Source organism: Kribbella sp. NBC_00662 (genome assembly GCF_041430295.1).
Taxonomy (GTDB): domain Bacteria; phylum Actinomycetota; class Actinomycetes; order Propionibacteriales; family Kribbellaceae; genus Kribbella.
Window position 1 is genome coordinate 2545464 of the sequence record NZ_CP109029.1, and the last position, 13728, is coordinate 2559191.

The following is a 13728-nucleotide window of genomic DNA, read 5'->3' on the forward strand; positions in this document are numbered from 1 at the left end:
GAGGCGGCAGCCTCGCGTAGGCAACTGGTGACGTCTACCGCGAGAGGGTGCGGAAGCGGTGGGCGGAGAGGGGGAGGAAGATCGCGGTCAGTAGCAGAGGGGCGATGACGGCGGCCAGTTCGGCGTGGGTGCCTATCCAGGTGGCGGTGGATGAGGGGTCGGGGTTGCCGAAGAGGTTGCGGGCGGCGGTGGCGGTGGAGGAGAGGGGGTTCCACTGGGCGATCGTGCCCAGCCAGGCCGGCATCGTCGACGTGGCGACGAAGGTGCTGGAGAGGAAGCCGATCGGCCAGACCAGGACCTGGACCATCGTCACGCTCTGCGCGTTCTTCACGGTCAGGCCGATGAAGATCCCGACCCACAGCAGCGCGAACCTCAGCAGCAACAGCAACCCGAACGCGGCCAGCGCGGACGGCAACCCCTCGTGCCAGCGCCACCCGAGGACCAGCCCGGTCGCGACCAGCACGACCAGCGTCACGGCCGAGTCGAGCATGTCCGCGATGCACCGCCCGAGCACAACCGCGGTCGAACTCATCGGCAGCGAGCGGAACCGGTCCGTCACCCCCTTGGACACATCGGTGGTGACCGCCGTCATCGTGCCCTCGAGTCCGAACAGCATCGCCAGCGCGAAGATCCCGGGCACCAGCAACTCGTAGTACGACGAACCTTCCGGCGACTCCATCGCCCCGCCCAGCAGCCCGCCGAACATCAGCAGCATCAGCACCGGGAAGAACCAGGTGAAGATGATCAACCCCGGCTGCATCCGCCAGTGCAGCAACGTCCGCCGCGCGATCGTCCAGCTGTCCGCGAGCGCCCACCCGAGCCCATTCATGCGGCGGCTCCGGTCAGGTGCAGGAAGACCTCGTCCAGCGTCGGCCGCCGCAACGTGATGTCCTCCGGTTCGATCCTTGCCTCATGCAACGAGTTCGCCATCACCACCAATGCCTTCGTCCGATCCTTCACCGGCACACTCACCCGTACGTCGTCCACCCGGATCTCCCCGTCCGTCACCGGGCCCGCCAGCTCCACGACCCGTCGTACGTCGGCCGGATCCGCGAGCACGATCTCCAGCCGGTCCGACCCGAGCTGCGTCTTCAACTCATCAGGGGTGCCCTCGGCAACGACCTTCCCCGTCTTCAGCATCGAGATCCGGTTCGCCAGCTGATCCGCCTCCTCGAGGTACTGCGTCGTCAGCAACACCGTCGTACCGCCGTCGACCAGCTGCCGTACGGCGGACCACACCTCGATCCGCCCGGCCGGATCCAGCCCGGTCGTCGGCTCGTCCACGAACAGCACCCGCGGCGCCACGATCAGACTCGCCGCGAGATCCAGCCGCCGCCGCATCCCGCCGGAGTACTTGCTCACCGCCAGCCCGGCCGCCTCCGTCAGGCTGAACCGCTCGAGCAGCTCGTCGGCCCGGCTCTTCGCATCCCTCAGATGATTCAGCCGGCCGAACATCACCAGGTTCTGCCTGCCGGTGAGTACCTCGTCCACAGCGGCGTACTGCCCGACGAGCCCGATCCGCCGTCGTACCTCCGCTCCTTGCCGGCGTACGTCGTACCCCGCGATCGTCGCCGTACCGGAATCCATCTCCAGCAGTGTGGACAGGATCCGCACCGCCGTCGTCTTGCCGGCGCCGTTCGGGCCGAGCAGGCCCGTCACCGTACCGGCCGTGACCTCCAGGTCGAAGCCGTTCAGCCCCGCACCGTCCGTGCCGCCCTTGTAGTTCTTCCGTACGCCGACGGCCTCGATCACTCGCTCCGTAGTCATTCCCACCTCTCGGGTCGTTGAGCCGTAGAGTGTACCGTACATTGTACGGCTCAGGTACGATGCGTTCAACGACGAGCTGTGGAAGAAGGTTCCGGGTGGCGGGAAGGAAGGCGGCTGCGCCCGATCCGGCGCGCAGTCTGGCGCTGCTCTGGGGGAGTCACGCCAAACCCGGCCGCTCCGGGCTGACCGTGCGCGCGATCGTCGACGCCGCGATCGAGCTCGCCGACGCCGAAGGCCTCGAGGCGCTCTCCATGCGGATGGTCGCCGACCGGCTGAAGGTCGGCACGATGTCGCTCTACACCCACGTCCCGGGCAAGGGCGAGCTGACCGACCTGATGTTCGACCGCGTGTACGGCGACCTGTACGCCGACGACGACGAGCCGTCCAAGCAACCCGGCGGCTGGCGCGGCGCCCTCGAATTCATCGCCCACCGCAACTGGGACGTGCTGACCGCGCACCCGTGGATCCACGAGGTCCCGACGATGCGTACGGCGCTGGGCCCGAACATCACCCGCAAGTACGAGGCCGAGCTACGCCCGCTCGACGGCCTCGGCCTGACCGATGTCGAGATGGACTCGGCGCTGACCCTCGTGCTCACCCACGTCCAGGGCACCGCCCGCGCCGGCGCCGAGCAACTCCGCACCCAACGCGACTCCGGCCTCACCGACGAGGAGTGGTGGCGTCAGATCTCCCCGACGCTCACCACAGTCATGTCCGGCACCCACTTCCCGGTCGCCGGCCGAGTAGGCACCGCGGTAGGCGAACACTTCCAGTCAGCCATGGACCCCGCCCACGCCCTCACCTTCGGCCTGACCACCATCCTCGACGGCCTGACCCAACTGATCGACTCGCGCACGACGGACCAGTAGGAAAGCTCCGGCGAGGGTCGCTCCCGATCCGGCCGCCAGCCAGCCCCAGACGCCTGCGTGATCCGGTCCAGTCCCGGCTTCCCGCACGTAGACGTCGCCTTCGTCGATCGCATACTGCACGGCAATCCGCGCACCGTTCGGGTGCACGTCGTTGAAGTTGTTCGTCCGCCCGGTGACGGTCCGCCCATCGGGCAGCTGGATCTCCAGCTCGAGCTCCGGCCCGCCCTTCGTCCACCTGTCGATGTCAGTGATCACCGCAGGTACCGTCGGAGCTCCGTCGAGACGCTGGTTCTCGTCGTGATTCAGGTAGGCGATGGTGAAGGCAAGCGCCGACCAGGCGAGCAGGCCTAACGCCCAACGCCGCCGCTGCATCCAGTTCCACACGAGGCGATGATGCCGCGAGGGTCAGCTGTTGAGTAGGTCTTCGAAGGGGGTTGGGTTGTCGAAGGGGTCGGTTGTCGTCGGCGTCTCGTGGTGGAGGGCGGCGACGAGTTCGCTTGCGGCCTGGGTGATGCGGGGGCGGAGGGTGGCGGCGTTGGGGCCCCAGTCGGTGGAGGCGGCGTAGACGCCGGTCGGGACCGGGAGCGCCTTCAGGTAGGCGAACAACGGCCTGAGGGCGAAGTCGAGGACGAGCGAGTGGCGCTCGGTGCCACCCGTGGCGGCCAGGAGGACGGGCTTGCCGGCCAGTGCCTTGTCGTCGAGTACGTCGAAGAACGTCTTGAACAGACCGGAGTACGACGCGCTGAACGTCGGACTGACGACGATCAGGGCGTCGGCCGACGCGACCGTCTCGAGGACCGCGCGGAGCTCGGCTGACGGGAAGCCGGTCAGGAGGTTGTTGGTGAGGTCGTGGGCGTGGTCACGGATCTCGATCGTCTCGATGCGGGAGGTGATCCCGCGACCGGACAACTCGTCAGCCACCGCGGCCGACAGTTGGTTGGCGAGCAGCCGGGACGACGAAGGTGTCGTCAGCCCGGCTGTCACCACAGCGATCAGCTTGTCGTTCATTCGATCGTCTCCAGCTCACGCGCCCGCTCGGCCGCGACCTTCAGGGAAGCGTGCGTCGGCGCGTCCGGCACGTGCGCCGGCTTCAGCGCCGCGAACTCCTTGCGTAGTACCGGAACGACCTCCTCACCGAGGATGTCCAGTTGCTCCAGCACGGTCTTCAACGGCAACCCTGCGTGGTCGATCAAGAACAACTGCCGCTGGTAGTCACCGAAGTGCTCCCGGAACGACAGTGTCCGCTCGATAACCTCCTGCGGGCTGCCGACAGTCAGCGGCGTCTCCCGGCTGAAGTCCTCCAGCGACGGCCCGTGTCCGTAGACCGGAGCGTTGTCGAAGTACGGCCGGAACTCACGCACCGCGTCCTGCGAGTTCTTCCGCATGAAGACCTGACCGCCCAGTCCGACGATCGCCTGGTCGGCCGCGCCGTGCCCGTAGTGCTCGAAGCGCCGGCGGTACAGGTCGATCATCTGCTTGGTGTGCGAGATCGGCCAGAAGATGTTGTTGTGGAAGAACCCGTCACCGTAGTAAGCCGCCTGCTCGGCGATCTCGGGCGACCGGATCGACCCGTGCCAGACGAACGGCGGTACGCCGTCCAGCGGCCGCGGTGTCGACGTGAAACCCTGCAGCGGCGTACGGAACTTGCCTTCCCAGTCGACGACGTCCTCGCGCCAGAGCCGGCGGAGCAGCGCGTAGTTCTCGACCGCGAGTGCGATGCCGTTGCGGATGTCCTGACCGAACCACGGGTACACCGGACCGGTGTTGCCGCGACCCATCATCAGGTCGACCCGGCCGTCGGCCAGGTGCTGCAGCATCGCGTAGTCCTCGGCGATCTTCACCGGGTCGTTGGTCGTGATCAGGGTCGTCGAGGTGGACAGGATGATCTTCGACGTCTGCGCCGCGATGAACCCGAGCTGGGTCGTCGGCGACGACGGCACGAACGGCGGGTTGTGGTGCTCACCCTGCGCGAACACGTCCAGCCCGACCTCCTCGGCCTTCAGCGCGATCGCCACCATCGCCTTGATCCGCTCGCCCTCGCTGAGCGTGGTCCCCGTCGTCGGGTCCTCGGTCACGTCCCCGACGCTGAACACCCCGAACTGCATCTGTCCTCCTGGCCTAGGTAGTTAACAATTAAACTACACAACGCCGATGCCGGGCGAGTCATTCCGTGCCGCGGACCTGTGGCACTGATCAAACAGCAAAACGCCGGTCCCACGCACGCTCAGCGTGTGGGACCGGCGTCACTTGGTCCGGGGTTGGTCAGTGCCGGACGTCCGCTAGTGCGGTTGCAGCAATTCGTCGTCACCGGTCAGTGCCGCCGCGATGCGGCGATGCTTCCCGGCCTCGTCGCGGCGGGACTGTCGTTCGAGCGTCCGCGCCAGCATCAGGTGGGCGTAGTACTCCGTCGGCTCCCGCTGGATCACCTCGAGCAGATGCTCCTCGGCCGGCTTGAGCAGCGCCGCGTGGTAGTACGCCCGCGCCAGCAGCAGTCGCGTCCCGACATCGTCCGGCGTCTCGTCGACGACCGGCTTCAATGCGCGGATCGCGCCCCGGTAGTTCCGCTCCTCGAAGTACTGCTGTCCCAGTCCGTAGCTCAGTGCACGCATATCCTCCACGCGCCGCAGAACGCCGTACCCGCAGCTCGTTATTCCGAGGCGTCGAGTACTGCGACCTGCTCCGGCGTCAGCTGCACGTCCACCGCGGAGTACGAGTCGCGGATGGTCTCCGGGCGGCTGGAGCCGGGGATCGGGATGACGACCGGCGACTTGGCCAGCATCCAGGCGAGGGTCAGCTTCTGTGGGCTGACGCCGAGCTCGGCCGCGAGGTTCTGGAAGGCCGGGTACTTCGCGCCGAGCTCGCTCGCGTTCGAGATGCCGCCGAGCGGGGACCACGGGAGGAAGGCGATGCCCAGCTCGTCGCACAGCTCCAGCTCCGGCTCGCTCGAGCGGAACTTCGGCGAGAACTGGTTCTGGACCGAGACGAGCCGGCCGCCGAGGATCTCGTTGGCCTGCTTGATCTGGTCCGGGTTCGCGTTCGAGATGCCGGCCATCCGGATCTTGCCGGCGTCGAGGAGGTCGCGGATCGCGCCGATCGAGTCCTCGTACGGCGTCTTCGGGTCGGGCCGGTGGAACTGGTACAGCCCGATCGCCTCGACGCCGAGCCGCTTCAACGACGCCTCGGCGGCTTCCGCGATGTGCTTCGGGGAGCCGTCGAGCGTCCAGCTGCCGTCGCCGGGACGCAGGTGGCCGCCCTTCGTCGCGACCAGGACGTCGGAGGTGTCACCGCCGTACGACGCCAGCGCCTTCGCGATCAGGCTCTCGTTGTGGCCGTCGTCGGTCGCGGTCAGGTGGTACGCGTCGGCGGTGTCGATCAGCGTGATCCCGGCGTCCAGCGCCGCGTGGATGGTCGCGATCGACCGAGCCTCGTCGGGCCGCCCCTCGATCGACATCGGCATCCCGCCGAGCCCGATCGCGGATACTTCTACGTCGCCGATCCGGCGGGTCTTGTTCGTGTCAGCTGCCATACCTACAAACCTCCCGCGCGGGTAGCGACAATTCCAACAGGAATATCCGCACACAGTGAGTACTGCAGCTGCTTAATCAGCCCGGCAGGTCGAGACGCTGGGTGCCGACCACGGACAGTAGGCGGAGTGCCTCTTCCGACGGGGAGCCGGGCGTCGCGGTGTAGATGATCACCTGCTGGTCGCGGTCCGGGATCGAGAGGGCGTCGCAGTTCACCGTGACGAGGCCGACGAGCGGGTGCTGGAAGGACTTGCACAGGGTCGGTTCGGCGGCGAGCTCGCGGGCCTCCCAGAGATCGGTGAACTCCGGGCTCCCGGCCAGCAGGTCCGACACCAGCTCCCGGAGTTCGGGATCGTCCGGGTAGCGCGCGACGGTCGATCGCAGGTGGTTCACCGAGCTGCGGGCGAATCGCTCGGAATCCGCGACGGAGTACACGTGGCCGACGTCGCCGGTCAGGAACGCCCGGCGGATCAGGTTCCGCTCGTCTCGGGAGCGGACCGAGAAGTCCTCCATCAGCGCCGTTGCCAGGTGGTTCCACGCGATCACCTCGTACGCCGCCGACAGGACGATCGCGGCCGCGTTCGGCAATCGGTCGAGGAGATCGAGGATGCTCTGCCGTACCTCGCGCGGCGGCCCGACCGGGCGGATCGGCGGCACGCCGGCCAGGTGATGGAGATAGTTGCGCTCGGCATCGTTCATCCGGAGTGCGCGGGACAGTCCGGCGAGCACCTCGCTGGACGGATGCGGTGCACGCGCCTGTTCGAGACGCGTGTAGTACTCGGTGGAGATGTAGGCCAGTTGGGCGACTTCCTCGCGGCGCAGTCCCGGCGTACGGCGTCGTCGTCCGGCGGACAGACCGACCTCTGCCGGCGTGACCCGCTCGCGCCGGCTGCGCAGGAATGCTGCCAGTTCTGCCTTGTCCACGTCTTCCAGTCTGCCTCGCCATGCCGGCTTAGCCAGGTACTACCGGTGCCTGGTTGCGCGCATCGGACGCGCACAGGCTCGGTGGCATGGACAAACTGCTCGAGAACAAAGTCATCTTCATCGCCGGGGCCGGTCGCGGGATCGGCGCCGCGGCCGCCCGCTTGTTCGTCGCCGAAGGCGCTCAGGTGATGCTCGCGGCCCGCACCGAGTCGCAGTTGGAGACCCTCGCGAAGGAGCTCGACGCCGCGTACACGGTCTGCGATCTGGCCGATCCCGACTCGGTCCGGGCGGCGGTCGATCGGACGGTGACGGAGTACGGGCGGCTGGACGCCGCCTTCAACAACGGCGCGATCGGCCAGCCGCCAGGTCCGATGGACGGGCTCAGCCAGGAGGCGTTCGACCAGGTGTACGGCGTGAATCTGCGAGGAGTGTGGTCCGCGATCGTGGCCGAGGTCGGCGCGATCCGGGCCACTGCCGGGCATGGCAGCATCGTCAACACGTCGAGTGTCGGCAGCTTCGCCGGCAACCCGGCGCTCCCGGCGTACGGCGCGATGAAGCGGGCGGTGAACAGCCTGACCGAGTCAGCTGCGATCACCTACGGGCCCGAGAACATCCGGGTCAACGCGATCGCGCCCGGGACGACGCTCACCGAGATGCTGCAGGACTGGGACCGCGCGACGCCCGGCGTCATCGACGCGCTGAACGCGCGGACGCCGCTCGGCCGGGGTGCTGACCCTGGTGAAGTGGCCCAGGCCGTCGCCTGGCTGCTCAGCGACCGGGCGTCGTACGTGACCGGTGCCGTGCTGCGGGTGGACGGCGGCCTGGGCGTGTAATCAGGCTGAGTGCACGTGGGGACGGCGGTCTTCGACGACGTACGTCGCCCGCGTGGTGATCGGGGCGTCCGGCGTCTCGACGTACGGGACGACGCGGAAGTCGGACTTCCACTGCTTCTGGTCGACCGTGACCCGGACGTACCCGCGCTGGGAGTTGAAGAACTTCAGGTGCGGGTTCGCCTCGAGGAACTGCTGGCCCTGATCGGTCATGTCGGCGCCGTTGCCGCCGCTGGTGATCGACGTACCGACGAACTCGGTGCCGACCGTGGCCGAGGCCGGGTTCGCGTAGTCGCGCTTGAGTTCGAGGGCGTAGTTCTGGTGCCGGTCGCCGGTGATGACGACCAGGTTGCGGACGCCGCTGTCCTGCGCGGCGCCGAGCACCTTGTTGCGCTCGGCAACATAACCGTCCCACGGGTCCAGCCAGACGTGGGTCTCCGGACCCGGCGTCCAGTCGGTCTGGCCCATCGGGGTCTGGTTGCCGATCACCTGCCACCCGGCCTTCGACTGCCGGAACCCGTCGAGCAGCCAGGCGCGCTGCTTGCCGCCGAGCATCGTGTTGTCCGGGTTGAACCGGTCGTCACAGGTGGACGAGTCGCCGTCGCCGCACGGCTGGTCGGTGCGGTGCTGGCGGGTGTCGAGGATGGTGAAGTCCGCGAGCCGGCCGTACGGAAGGCGCCGGTGGTAGCGGATGTCCGGGCCGGCCGGCATCTGTGCGTGCCGCAGCGGCATGTTCTCGTACATGGCCTGGAAGGCGTCGGCGCGACGGGCCCGGAACACGGCCGGGTCCTGGTCCGGCTCGGTGTCGGCCTGCGAGAGGTCGCCGGCCCAGTTGTTCTCGACCTCGTGGTCGTCGAACGTGTGGATCCACGGGTGCGCGGCGTGCGCGGCCTGCAGCGGTGCCTCGGTCTTGTAGAGGCTGTACTGCAGGCGGTACCGGGCGAGGTCGAACGTCTCGGTGTGGAACCGCGGGTCTGTGGTGATGCCGCGTTTGTTGGTCTTCACGCCGGACTCGTAGATGTAGTCGCCGAGATGGACGACCAGGTCGAGATCCTCGTTCGCCATGTGGTCGTACGCGGTGAAGTACCCGTCCTGCCAGGCGTTGCAGGACGCGAACGCGAACCGCAGTTCGCGCGGGTTCGTCAGCGGGTGCGGCGCGGTCCGGGTCCGGCCGGTCAGCGAGACCTCGCGGCCGGTGCGGAAGCGGTAGTAGTACACGTGGTCGGGCAGCAGGCCGCGGACCTCGGGATGCACGGAGTGGCCGAGCTCGGGTGTGGCGACGACGCTGGATCGGCGTACGACGTGACGGAAGTTCTCGTCGTACGCGATCTCGTACTCGACCCGGACCGGGCGCGCGGGCATCCCGCCCTTCCCGTCGACGGCGTACGGGTCGGTGGCGAGGCGGGTCCAGAGCACGACACCGTCGTACTGCGGATCGCCCGAGCCGACCCCGAGCGTGAACGGGTTGCCGGTGCCGGACGGGCCGGCGTAAGTGGTCGAGGCGTCCCAGGCCCCGGTGCCGAGCAGTACGGCGGCGGCGCCTGCACCGCCGTACCCCAGGAAGCGACGGCGTGACACGGACATGGTTCCTCCAGATGAAGGGCGGGTCAGGTGGGGGAATGGCTGTGCCAGTGTTTCGGCGGTAGGTGGCGGTGGGGTTAACTGACCTGATCGGTAAGTTAACGGGAAGTGATGGTACGAATCCGGACTTCGCTACGCTGGCCCGATTGCTAGCTACTCGGGGAGCTGACTGATGGCCTACGAACCGTGCCGCTACGCCCAGCGCTGGCCGGAGTTGTTCGAATCGCTCGACGATGACCAGAAGCAGCGGGTCAGCGACGCGCTGGCGAACAACCAGCTGGAAGGCTGGGAGCCGCAACGCGACGACGTCGCCGACCTGGCCGACCGCGAGGCGGGCCGGATCGACACCGCGGAGTACATCCGCCGCACGATGTCGAAGGTGACCGGCGGAGACCCGGTCTGACCTCACCGGAGCGCCGACGCGGTCGTGGCGGTTGGTGGCGGGCGTCGGTGCAGGATAGGCGGTATGCAGACCGACGAACGGATCCGCCCTGCCCGGCGAGAGGACCTCCCCGCGCTCGTGGAGCTGGTGTACGCGCTGGCGGACTACGAACGCGCCCCCGACGAGTGCCACCTGACCGCCGACCAACTGGAGACCGCCCTCTTCGGCTCCAACCCAGCGGTCTTCTGCCATGTCGCCGAACACGAGGGCGAGATCGCCGGCTGCGCGATCTGGTTCCTCAACTTCTCCACCTGGCGCGGCGTCCACGGCATCTACCTCGAAGACCTCTTCGTCCGCCCCGAAACCCGAGGCACCGGCCTGGGCAAGGCCCTCCTCACAGCCCTGGCCCGAGAATGCGTCCAGAACAACTACGAACGCCTCGAATGGTCCGTCCTCAACTGGAACACCCCCGCCATCGACTTCTACAAGTCCCTCGGCGCCACCCCCCAAGACGACTGGACCGTCTACCGCCTGACCGACGAAGCCCTCACCAAACTCGGCTCATAGGAACTGAGGGCCAACCCATCGCGGTGCTACGCGCGGCTCGTCCCTCGCCGTGCTACGCGCCGCACCCACCCACCCCCGGGCTTATCGCCCGGAGCATCCCTTCCGGCTACCGCCGGGACCTTCCGGCTGCCGCCGGACCTGCGGGCTACCGCCCGCACCCGTGCGCGCTACCGCGCGTGCGACCGCCCCGTGGTGCGGCCGGTTCGTGCCTGGCGAGGCGACCGCGGCAAGGCTCCTGTGGTCGGGCGGATGCGTACCTGTCGAGAGGACTGTCGCGCGCCCGAGCGTCTCAATGTCAAAAGCAGCAAACGGGGAGCGGGTAAGGCATCTGATCCGGCAGGATGACCCAGCGTTGTTCTGTATCAGTGAGGATGCACGTCGATGGCTGGTGAGTTGCAGGTCACCGAGGTGGACGGGGTTCCCGTCTACTGGGTACCAGGCGAGGGCCGGATGCGGGCCGGCCTGTGGTTCCGGGGTGGCTTGGCCGACGCGACTCTGCCCACGCACGGCTGGAGGCACCTGCTCGAGCACCTCGCGCTGCACGGCCGCGACACGATCCGCGCACCGATCAACGGGCGCGTCACCATGTTGCACACGACCTTCGACGCCGAAGGCGAACCCGACGACATTGTCTCCTTCCTGCGGGACGTCTGCGGCTGGCTGAGCGCTCCGGAGTTCGGCGAGCTGGAGCACGAGCGGCGGGTCCTACGGGCCGAGAGTGCCAGGCGACATCCGGGCTCGGTCGAGCAGCACATGCTGTGGCGGTACGGCGCCCAGGGACCAGGGCTCGTCGCATACGACGAGTACGGATTGCAGACCGCCGACCCGGGTCGTCTGCGAGCGCTGGCGGCGGAGGCGTTCGCGCGCGGGAACGCCGTACTCGCGTTGACCGGTCCACCGCCTGCGGGTCTCCGGCTTCCGCTGCCCGACGGTCCGCGGTTGCCCGTCAGCTTCGCCGTACCGTGCGATCAGCAGCTGCCCCTCGGCTTCGCCGGCCCTCCGGGATCCGTGGCGTTGTCAGGTGTGCTTCCGCGATCGACCATCGGTCTCGCGCTTGGTCGGGCTTTGCGGCGTGGGTTGGAAGACGGGTTCCGGCACGGGGCTGGAGTCGGTTACAGCGGATGGCAGTCGTACGAAATGGTGGACGCGGAGAACGCGATGCTCACCGCCGGGATCGACATCCTGCCCGAGGCGCGACCGACGGTGGTCTCGCAAGCTTTGGACGTACTTCGCCGCTTGCGGCAACGCGGTCCGGACCCGGCCGAGCTGCGCGACGACCTGGACCACGAGATCCGGCGCGTCAAGACCGAGCCGGTCGAGCACTGGATGCCCCACCTCGCGGCACGTGAGGTGCTGCTGGGGCGTCCGATTCTGGACCGCGACCAACTGATTGCCGAGGCTGAGGCGATCACGGTCGGCGATGTCCGCCAGGCCGCGGACGCGCTGTGGGACGACGTACTGCTGTCAGTCGATCCCGACGCGACGACCGACTCCAGGCTGAACTGGCTCCTTCGGCCGCCCGGCTCCAAGTCGACGCCGACCGGCCAACGCTTCAAACCCGCCGGCTGGCCGGTCGTGAAGGGGGAGCTGACCGTTGGCCGCAGCAGCGCGCATCTCGAGGTGGGAGCCGCTCGAACCTCGGCGCAGTACGACGAACTGGCTATCCTGGTCGCGTTTCCGGACGGCGGTCGGCAGCTCATCCGTCGCGACGGCTACCAGTTGCAGATCGAGCCCGCATGCTGGCGGAACGGCCAGCAGGCCGTCGCGGCTGTCGACGCCGCTGTCTCCTCGGGCTTGAAGGTCCCGATGCCGCCCCGCGACCCCGAGGACATCCCGCGCAGCCCGGTGACGTGGCGCCACCAGGCAACGTACCTGCTCAAGAAGCCGGCCTCCTGGGGCGCCATGATCTGCGTCGTAGTTGTCATCCTTGGCCTGGCCAGAGGCATCCCCGTACAGGAGCTCGCCCAGCGCGGAGCGGCTGCCGCACTCGTGGCCGTCATCGTCATTGCCTTCTACAACCTTCGCAGGACCTGATCTCTACGAATCTGTGGTCGTGAGGAACCGCTCGCGCAACTCGGCTAGTAACCGTGCCTTGTCATCGAACGGCTCGGTTGCCAGCCAGATCGTCTCGACTGCTGCTGAGAACGCCTCTACGTTGAACGTCGCGGTGACCACTGTCACGGTATTGTCGAAGGGGTCGCGATCGGCGAACCATCCGTAGGCCTGTGTTACGAACTGGTGGACGGTGGCGCTCGCCTGTGCCCCTGGAGCGACCGCTCGAGGCGGTCCGTTCAGGGTTTCGAGCCAGTCGGCGCCGCGGTCCATTCGATCCAAGATGGCGGCGACCCGTTCGTTCCCGACGTACTCAGCCTCCTCGCAGGCGCGTCGTGCTGCCCACCTGGCGATCAATCGCAATGTCTGCGAGTCGGTCCGCTCGAGCGCATCTACCAATGCCCGGTCCAACAACGCCAGCTCCTGGCCGTTCGGGGCACGCACTAGCTGTTCGCTCGGCAGCGCACCACCCCAGGCCGCCACGCGCTCGGCCAGGCGTCGTGCTTCGTCCTGTCGGGCCTTCTCCTGTTTTCTCACGGCTAGCTCGGCAGGCGTCGGCTGTTCGCGGGCGAACTTGTGCCAGTACGCCGCCTGCTTACTACTCTCCTTCACCACCCGATCAGGCGCAGGCCGAGCCGGCCAGAACTGCAGCAGATACCGATCCACGACCGGCTCGTCATCCATCGGGCCTGCGGCCTGGCGCCCGGCGTCCAAGCCCAAGCCGGAGTACCGGCCCCGGTAGTCGACCAGCTCCAGTTCGAGCTTCCAGAAGTCGCTCGAGTCCAGGCCGGATAACGTTGGGCGCGCCAATGGACGGTACGACGCTTCGACGATGTCTTCCCAGGTGTCGTCGACAGGTGGCTCGTGGTCGTGCAGCTCGGCGGTGAAGCCGACGGTGCCGGTGTGCAGGCCGGTCATCAGGAGCAGCTTGCCCGCAACGGCGGCGCCGCAGAGACCGTTGCGTTGACCGGCGAAGCATTCACCGAGGTCGGCGAACTCGCCGGTGCTGTCCACAGTGATCTGCCCATAGGTCAGCCGGACCCGCCCGGTCATCAACGTGCGGTGCATCAGTCGTTCCCCCCAGATCGTGGGCCCTATTTGAACCACAGGCACACGGTCCCCTTCAACCCGTCCGATCTGCAGCTTCATGCAATCCGTCGGGGTTGGGTGAACCCGAGGCAGTCGCGCACATCCACTACATCCACCTCAACCCACCACGAGCTGGCATCACG

At 67.9% G+C, this 13728-nt stretch carries 15 protein-coding genes; 5 read left to right on the plus strand and 10 right to left on the minus strand.

Annotated elements, in window-relative coordinates; translation table 11 throughout:
• Positions 1 to 34 precede the first annotated feature (34 nt).
• Together OHA10_RS12945 and OHA10_RS12950 are read right to left on the minus strand one after the other, a co-directional pair.
• Complete coding sequence (locus OHA10_RS12945) at positions 35 to 829, minus strand: ABC transporter permease (protein WP_371406436.1); 795 nt, start codon at positions 827 to 829, stop codon at positions 35 to 37.
• Positions 826 to 1767, minus strand: coding sequence for an ATP-binding cassette domain-containing protein (locus tag OHA10_RS12950; RefSeq protein WP_371406437.1), 942 nt, complete (start codon positions 1765 to 1767; stop codon positions 826 to 828). The genes OHA10_RS12945 and OHA10_RS12950 overlap by 4 nt, the downstream gene beginning before the upstream one ends.
• Positions 1768 to 1862: 95 nt before the next feature.
• Between OHA10_RS12950 and OHA10_RS12955 the strand changes: the two genes are divergently transcribed.
• Complete coding sequence (locus OHA10_RS12955; RefSeq protein ID WP_371406438.1) at positions 1863 to 2636, plus strand: TetR/AcrR family transcriptional regulator; 774 nt, start codon at positions 1863 to 1865, stop codon at positions 2634 to 2636.
• Here the strand turns inward: OHA10_RS12955 and OHA10_RS12960 are convergent.
• From OHA10_RS12960 to OHA10_RS12985, 6 genes are all read right to left on the minus strand, one after another.
• A complete protein-coding gene (locus tag OHA10_RS12960; protein WP_371406439.1) occupies positions 2541 to 3020 on the minus strand; it encodes a hypothetical protein in 480 nt (159 codons plus the stop codon). The genes OHA10_RS12955 and OHA10_RS12960 overlap by 96 nt on opposite strands.
• A gap of 21 nt (positions 3021 to 3041) precedes the next feature.
• Positions 3042 to 3644 (minus strand): FMN reductase, encoded by a 603-nt coding sequence (locus OHA10_RS12965; RefSeq protein WP_371406440.1) that lies wholly within the window; start codon positions 3642 to 3644, stop codon positions 3042 to 3044.
• Positions 3641 to 4741: an LLM class flavin-dependent oxidoreductase gene (locus OHA10_RS12970; RefSeq protein ID WP_371406441.1), complete on the minus strand. Its 1101-nt coding sequence runs from the start codon at positions 4739 to 4741 to the stop codon at positions 3641 to 3643. Before OHA10_RS12970 ends, OHA10_RS12965 begins: the two co-directional genes overlap by 4 nt.
• Before the next feature lie 174 nt (positions 4742 to 4915).
• Positions 4916 to 5245: a tetratricopeptide repeat protein gene (locus OHA10_RS12975; RefSeq protein WP_371406442.1), complete on the minus strand. Its 330-nt coding sequence runs from the start codon at positions 5243 to 5245 to the stop codon at positions 4916 to 4918.
• A gap of 38 nt (positions 5246 to 5283) precedes the next feature.
• A complete protein-coding gene (locus OHA10_RS12980) occupies positions 5284 to 6162 on the minus strand; it encodes an aldo/keto reductase (RefSeq protein WP_371406443.1) in 879 nt (292 codons plus the stop codon).
• Positions 6163 to 6238: 76 nt separating this feature from the next.
• Positions 6239 to 7084, minus strand: coding sequence for a helix-turn-helix transcriptional regulator (locus tag OHA10_RS12985; protein WP_371406444.1), 846 nt, complete (start codon positions 7082 to 7084; stop codon positions 6239 to 6241).
• Between the two features lie 86 nt (positions 7085 to 7170).
• Here OHA10_RS12985 and OHA10_RS12990 point away from each other — a divergent pair, with 86 nt between their 5' ends.
• Entirely contained in the window at positions 7171 to 7917 is a 747-nt protein-coding gene (locus OHA10_RS12990; protein WP_371406445.1) for an SDR family NAD(P)-dependent oxidoreductase, read from the plus strand.
• On the opposite strand, the gene OHA10_RS12995 is transcribed toward OHA10_RS12990, so the two are convergent.
• Entirely contained in the window at positions 7918 to 9498 is a 1581-nt protein-coding gene (locus tag OHA10_RS12995; protein ID WP_371406446.1) for an alkaline phosphatase, read from the minus strand.
• 169 nt (positions 9499 to 9667) lie between these two features.
• Between OHA10_RS12995 and OHA10_RS13000 the strand changes: the two genes are divergently transcribed.
• The 3 genes from OHA10_RS13000 to OHA10_RS13010 all read left to right on the plus strand — a co-directional run bounded on the left by OHA10_RS13000 (position 9668) and on the right by OHA10_RS13010 (position 12478).
• Positions 9668 to 9898, plus strand: coding sequence for a hypothetical protein (locus tag OHA10_RS13000; RefSeq protein ID WP_371406447.1), 231 nt, complete (start codon positions 9668 to 9670; stop codon positions 9896 to 9898).
• Between the two features lie 63 nt (positions 9899 to 9961).
• A complete protein-coding gene (locus tag OHA10_RS13005) occupies positions 9962 to 10444 on the plus strand; it encodes an N-acetyltransferase family protein (protein WP_371406448.1) in 483 nt (160 codons plus the stop codon).
• Positions 10445 to 10825: 381 nt separating this feature from the next.
• Entirely contained in the window at positions 10826 to 12478 is a 1653-nt protein-coding gene (locus OHA10_RS13010) for a hypothetical protein (RefSeq protein ID WP_371406449.1), read from the plus strand.
• Between the two features lie 3 nt (positions 12479 to 12481).
• On the opposite strand, the gene OHA10_RS13015 is transcribed toward OHA10_RS13010, so the two are convergent.
• Positions 12482 to 13645 (minus strand): hypothetical protein, encoded by a 1164-nt coding sequence (locus tag OHA10_RS13015; RefSeq protein ID WP_371406450.1) that lies wholly within the window; start codon positions 13643 to 13645, stop codon positions 12482 to 12484.
• Between the last annotated feature and the right edge of the window lie 83 nt (positions 13646 to 13728).

Coding starts and splice junctions, on each gene's coding strand:
- OHA10_RS12945 (WP_371406436.1), bottom strand. CDS start 829: ATGAATGGGCTCGGGTGGGCGCTCGCGGACAGCTGGACGATCGCGCGG.
- OHA10_RS12950 (WP_371406437.1), bottom strand. CDS start 1,767: ATGACTACGGAGCGAGTGATCGAGGCCGTCGGCGTACGGAAGAACTAC.
- OHA10_RS12965 (WP_371406440.1), bottom strand. CDS start 3,644: ATGAACGACAAGCTGATCGCTGTGGTGACAGCCGGGCTGACGACACCT.
- OHA10_RS12970 (WP_371406441.1), bottom strand. CDS start 4,741: ATGCAGTTCGGGGTGTTCAGCGTCGGGGACGTGACCGAGGACCCGACG.
- OHA10_RS12975 (WP_371406442.1), bottom strand. CDS start 5,245: ATGCGTGCACTGAGCTACGGACTGGGACAGCAGTACTTCGAGGAGCGG.
- OHA10_RS12980 (WP_371406443.1), bottom strand. CDS start 6,162: ATGGCAGCTGACACGAACAAGACCCGCCGGATCGGCGACGTAGAAGTA.
- OHA10_RS12990 (WP_371406445.1), top strand. CDS start 7,171: ATGGACAAACTGCTCGAGAACAAAGTCATCTTCATCGCCGGGGCCGGT.
- OHA10_RS12995 (WP_371406446.1), bottom strand. CDS start 9,498: ATGTCCGTGTCACGCCGTCGCTTCCTGGGGTACGGCGGTGCAGGCGCC.
- OHA10_RS13000 (WP_371406447.1), top strand. CDS start 9,668: ATGGCCTACGAACCGTGCCGCTACGCCCAGCGCTGGCCGGAGTTGTTC.
- OHA10_RS13005 (WP_371406448.1), top strand. CDS start 9,962: ATGCAGACCGACGAACGGATCCGCCCTGCCCGGCGAGAGGACCTCCCC.
- OHA10_RS13010 (WP_371406449.1), top strand. CDS start 10,826: ATGGCTGGTGAGTTGCAGGTCACCGAGGTGGACGGGGTTCCCGTCTAC.
- OHA10_RS13015 (WP_371406450.1), bottom strand. CDS start 13,645: ATGAAGCTGCAGATCGGACGGGTTGAAGGGGACCGTGTGCCTGTGGTT.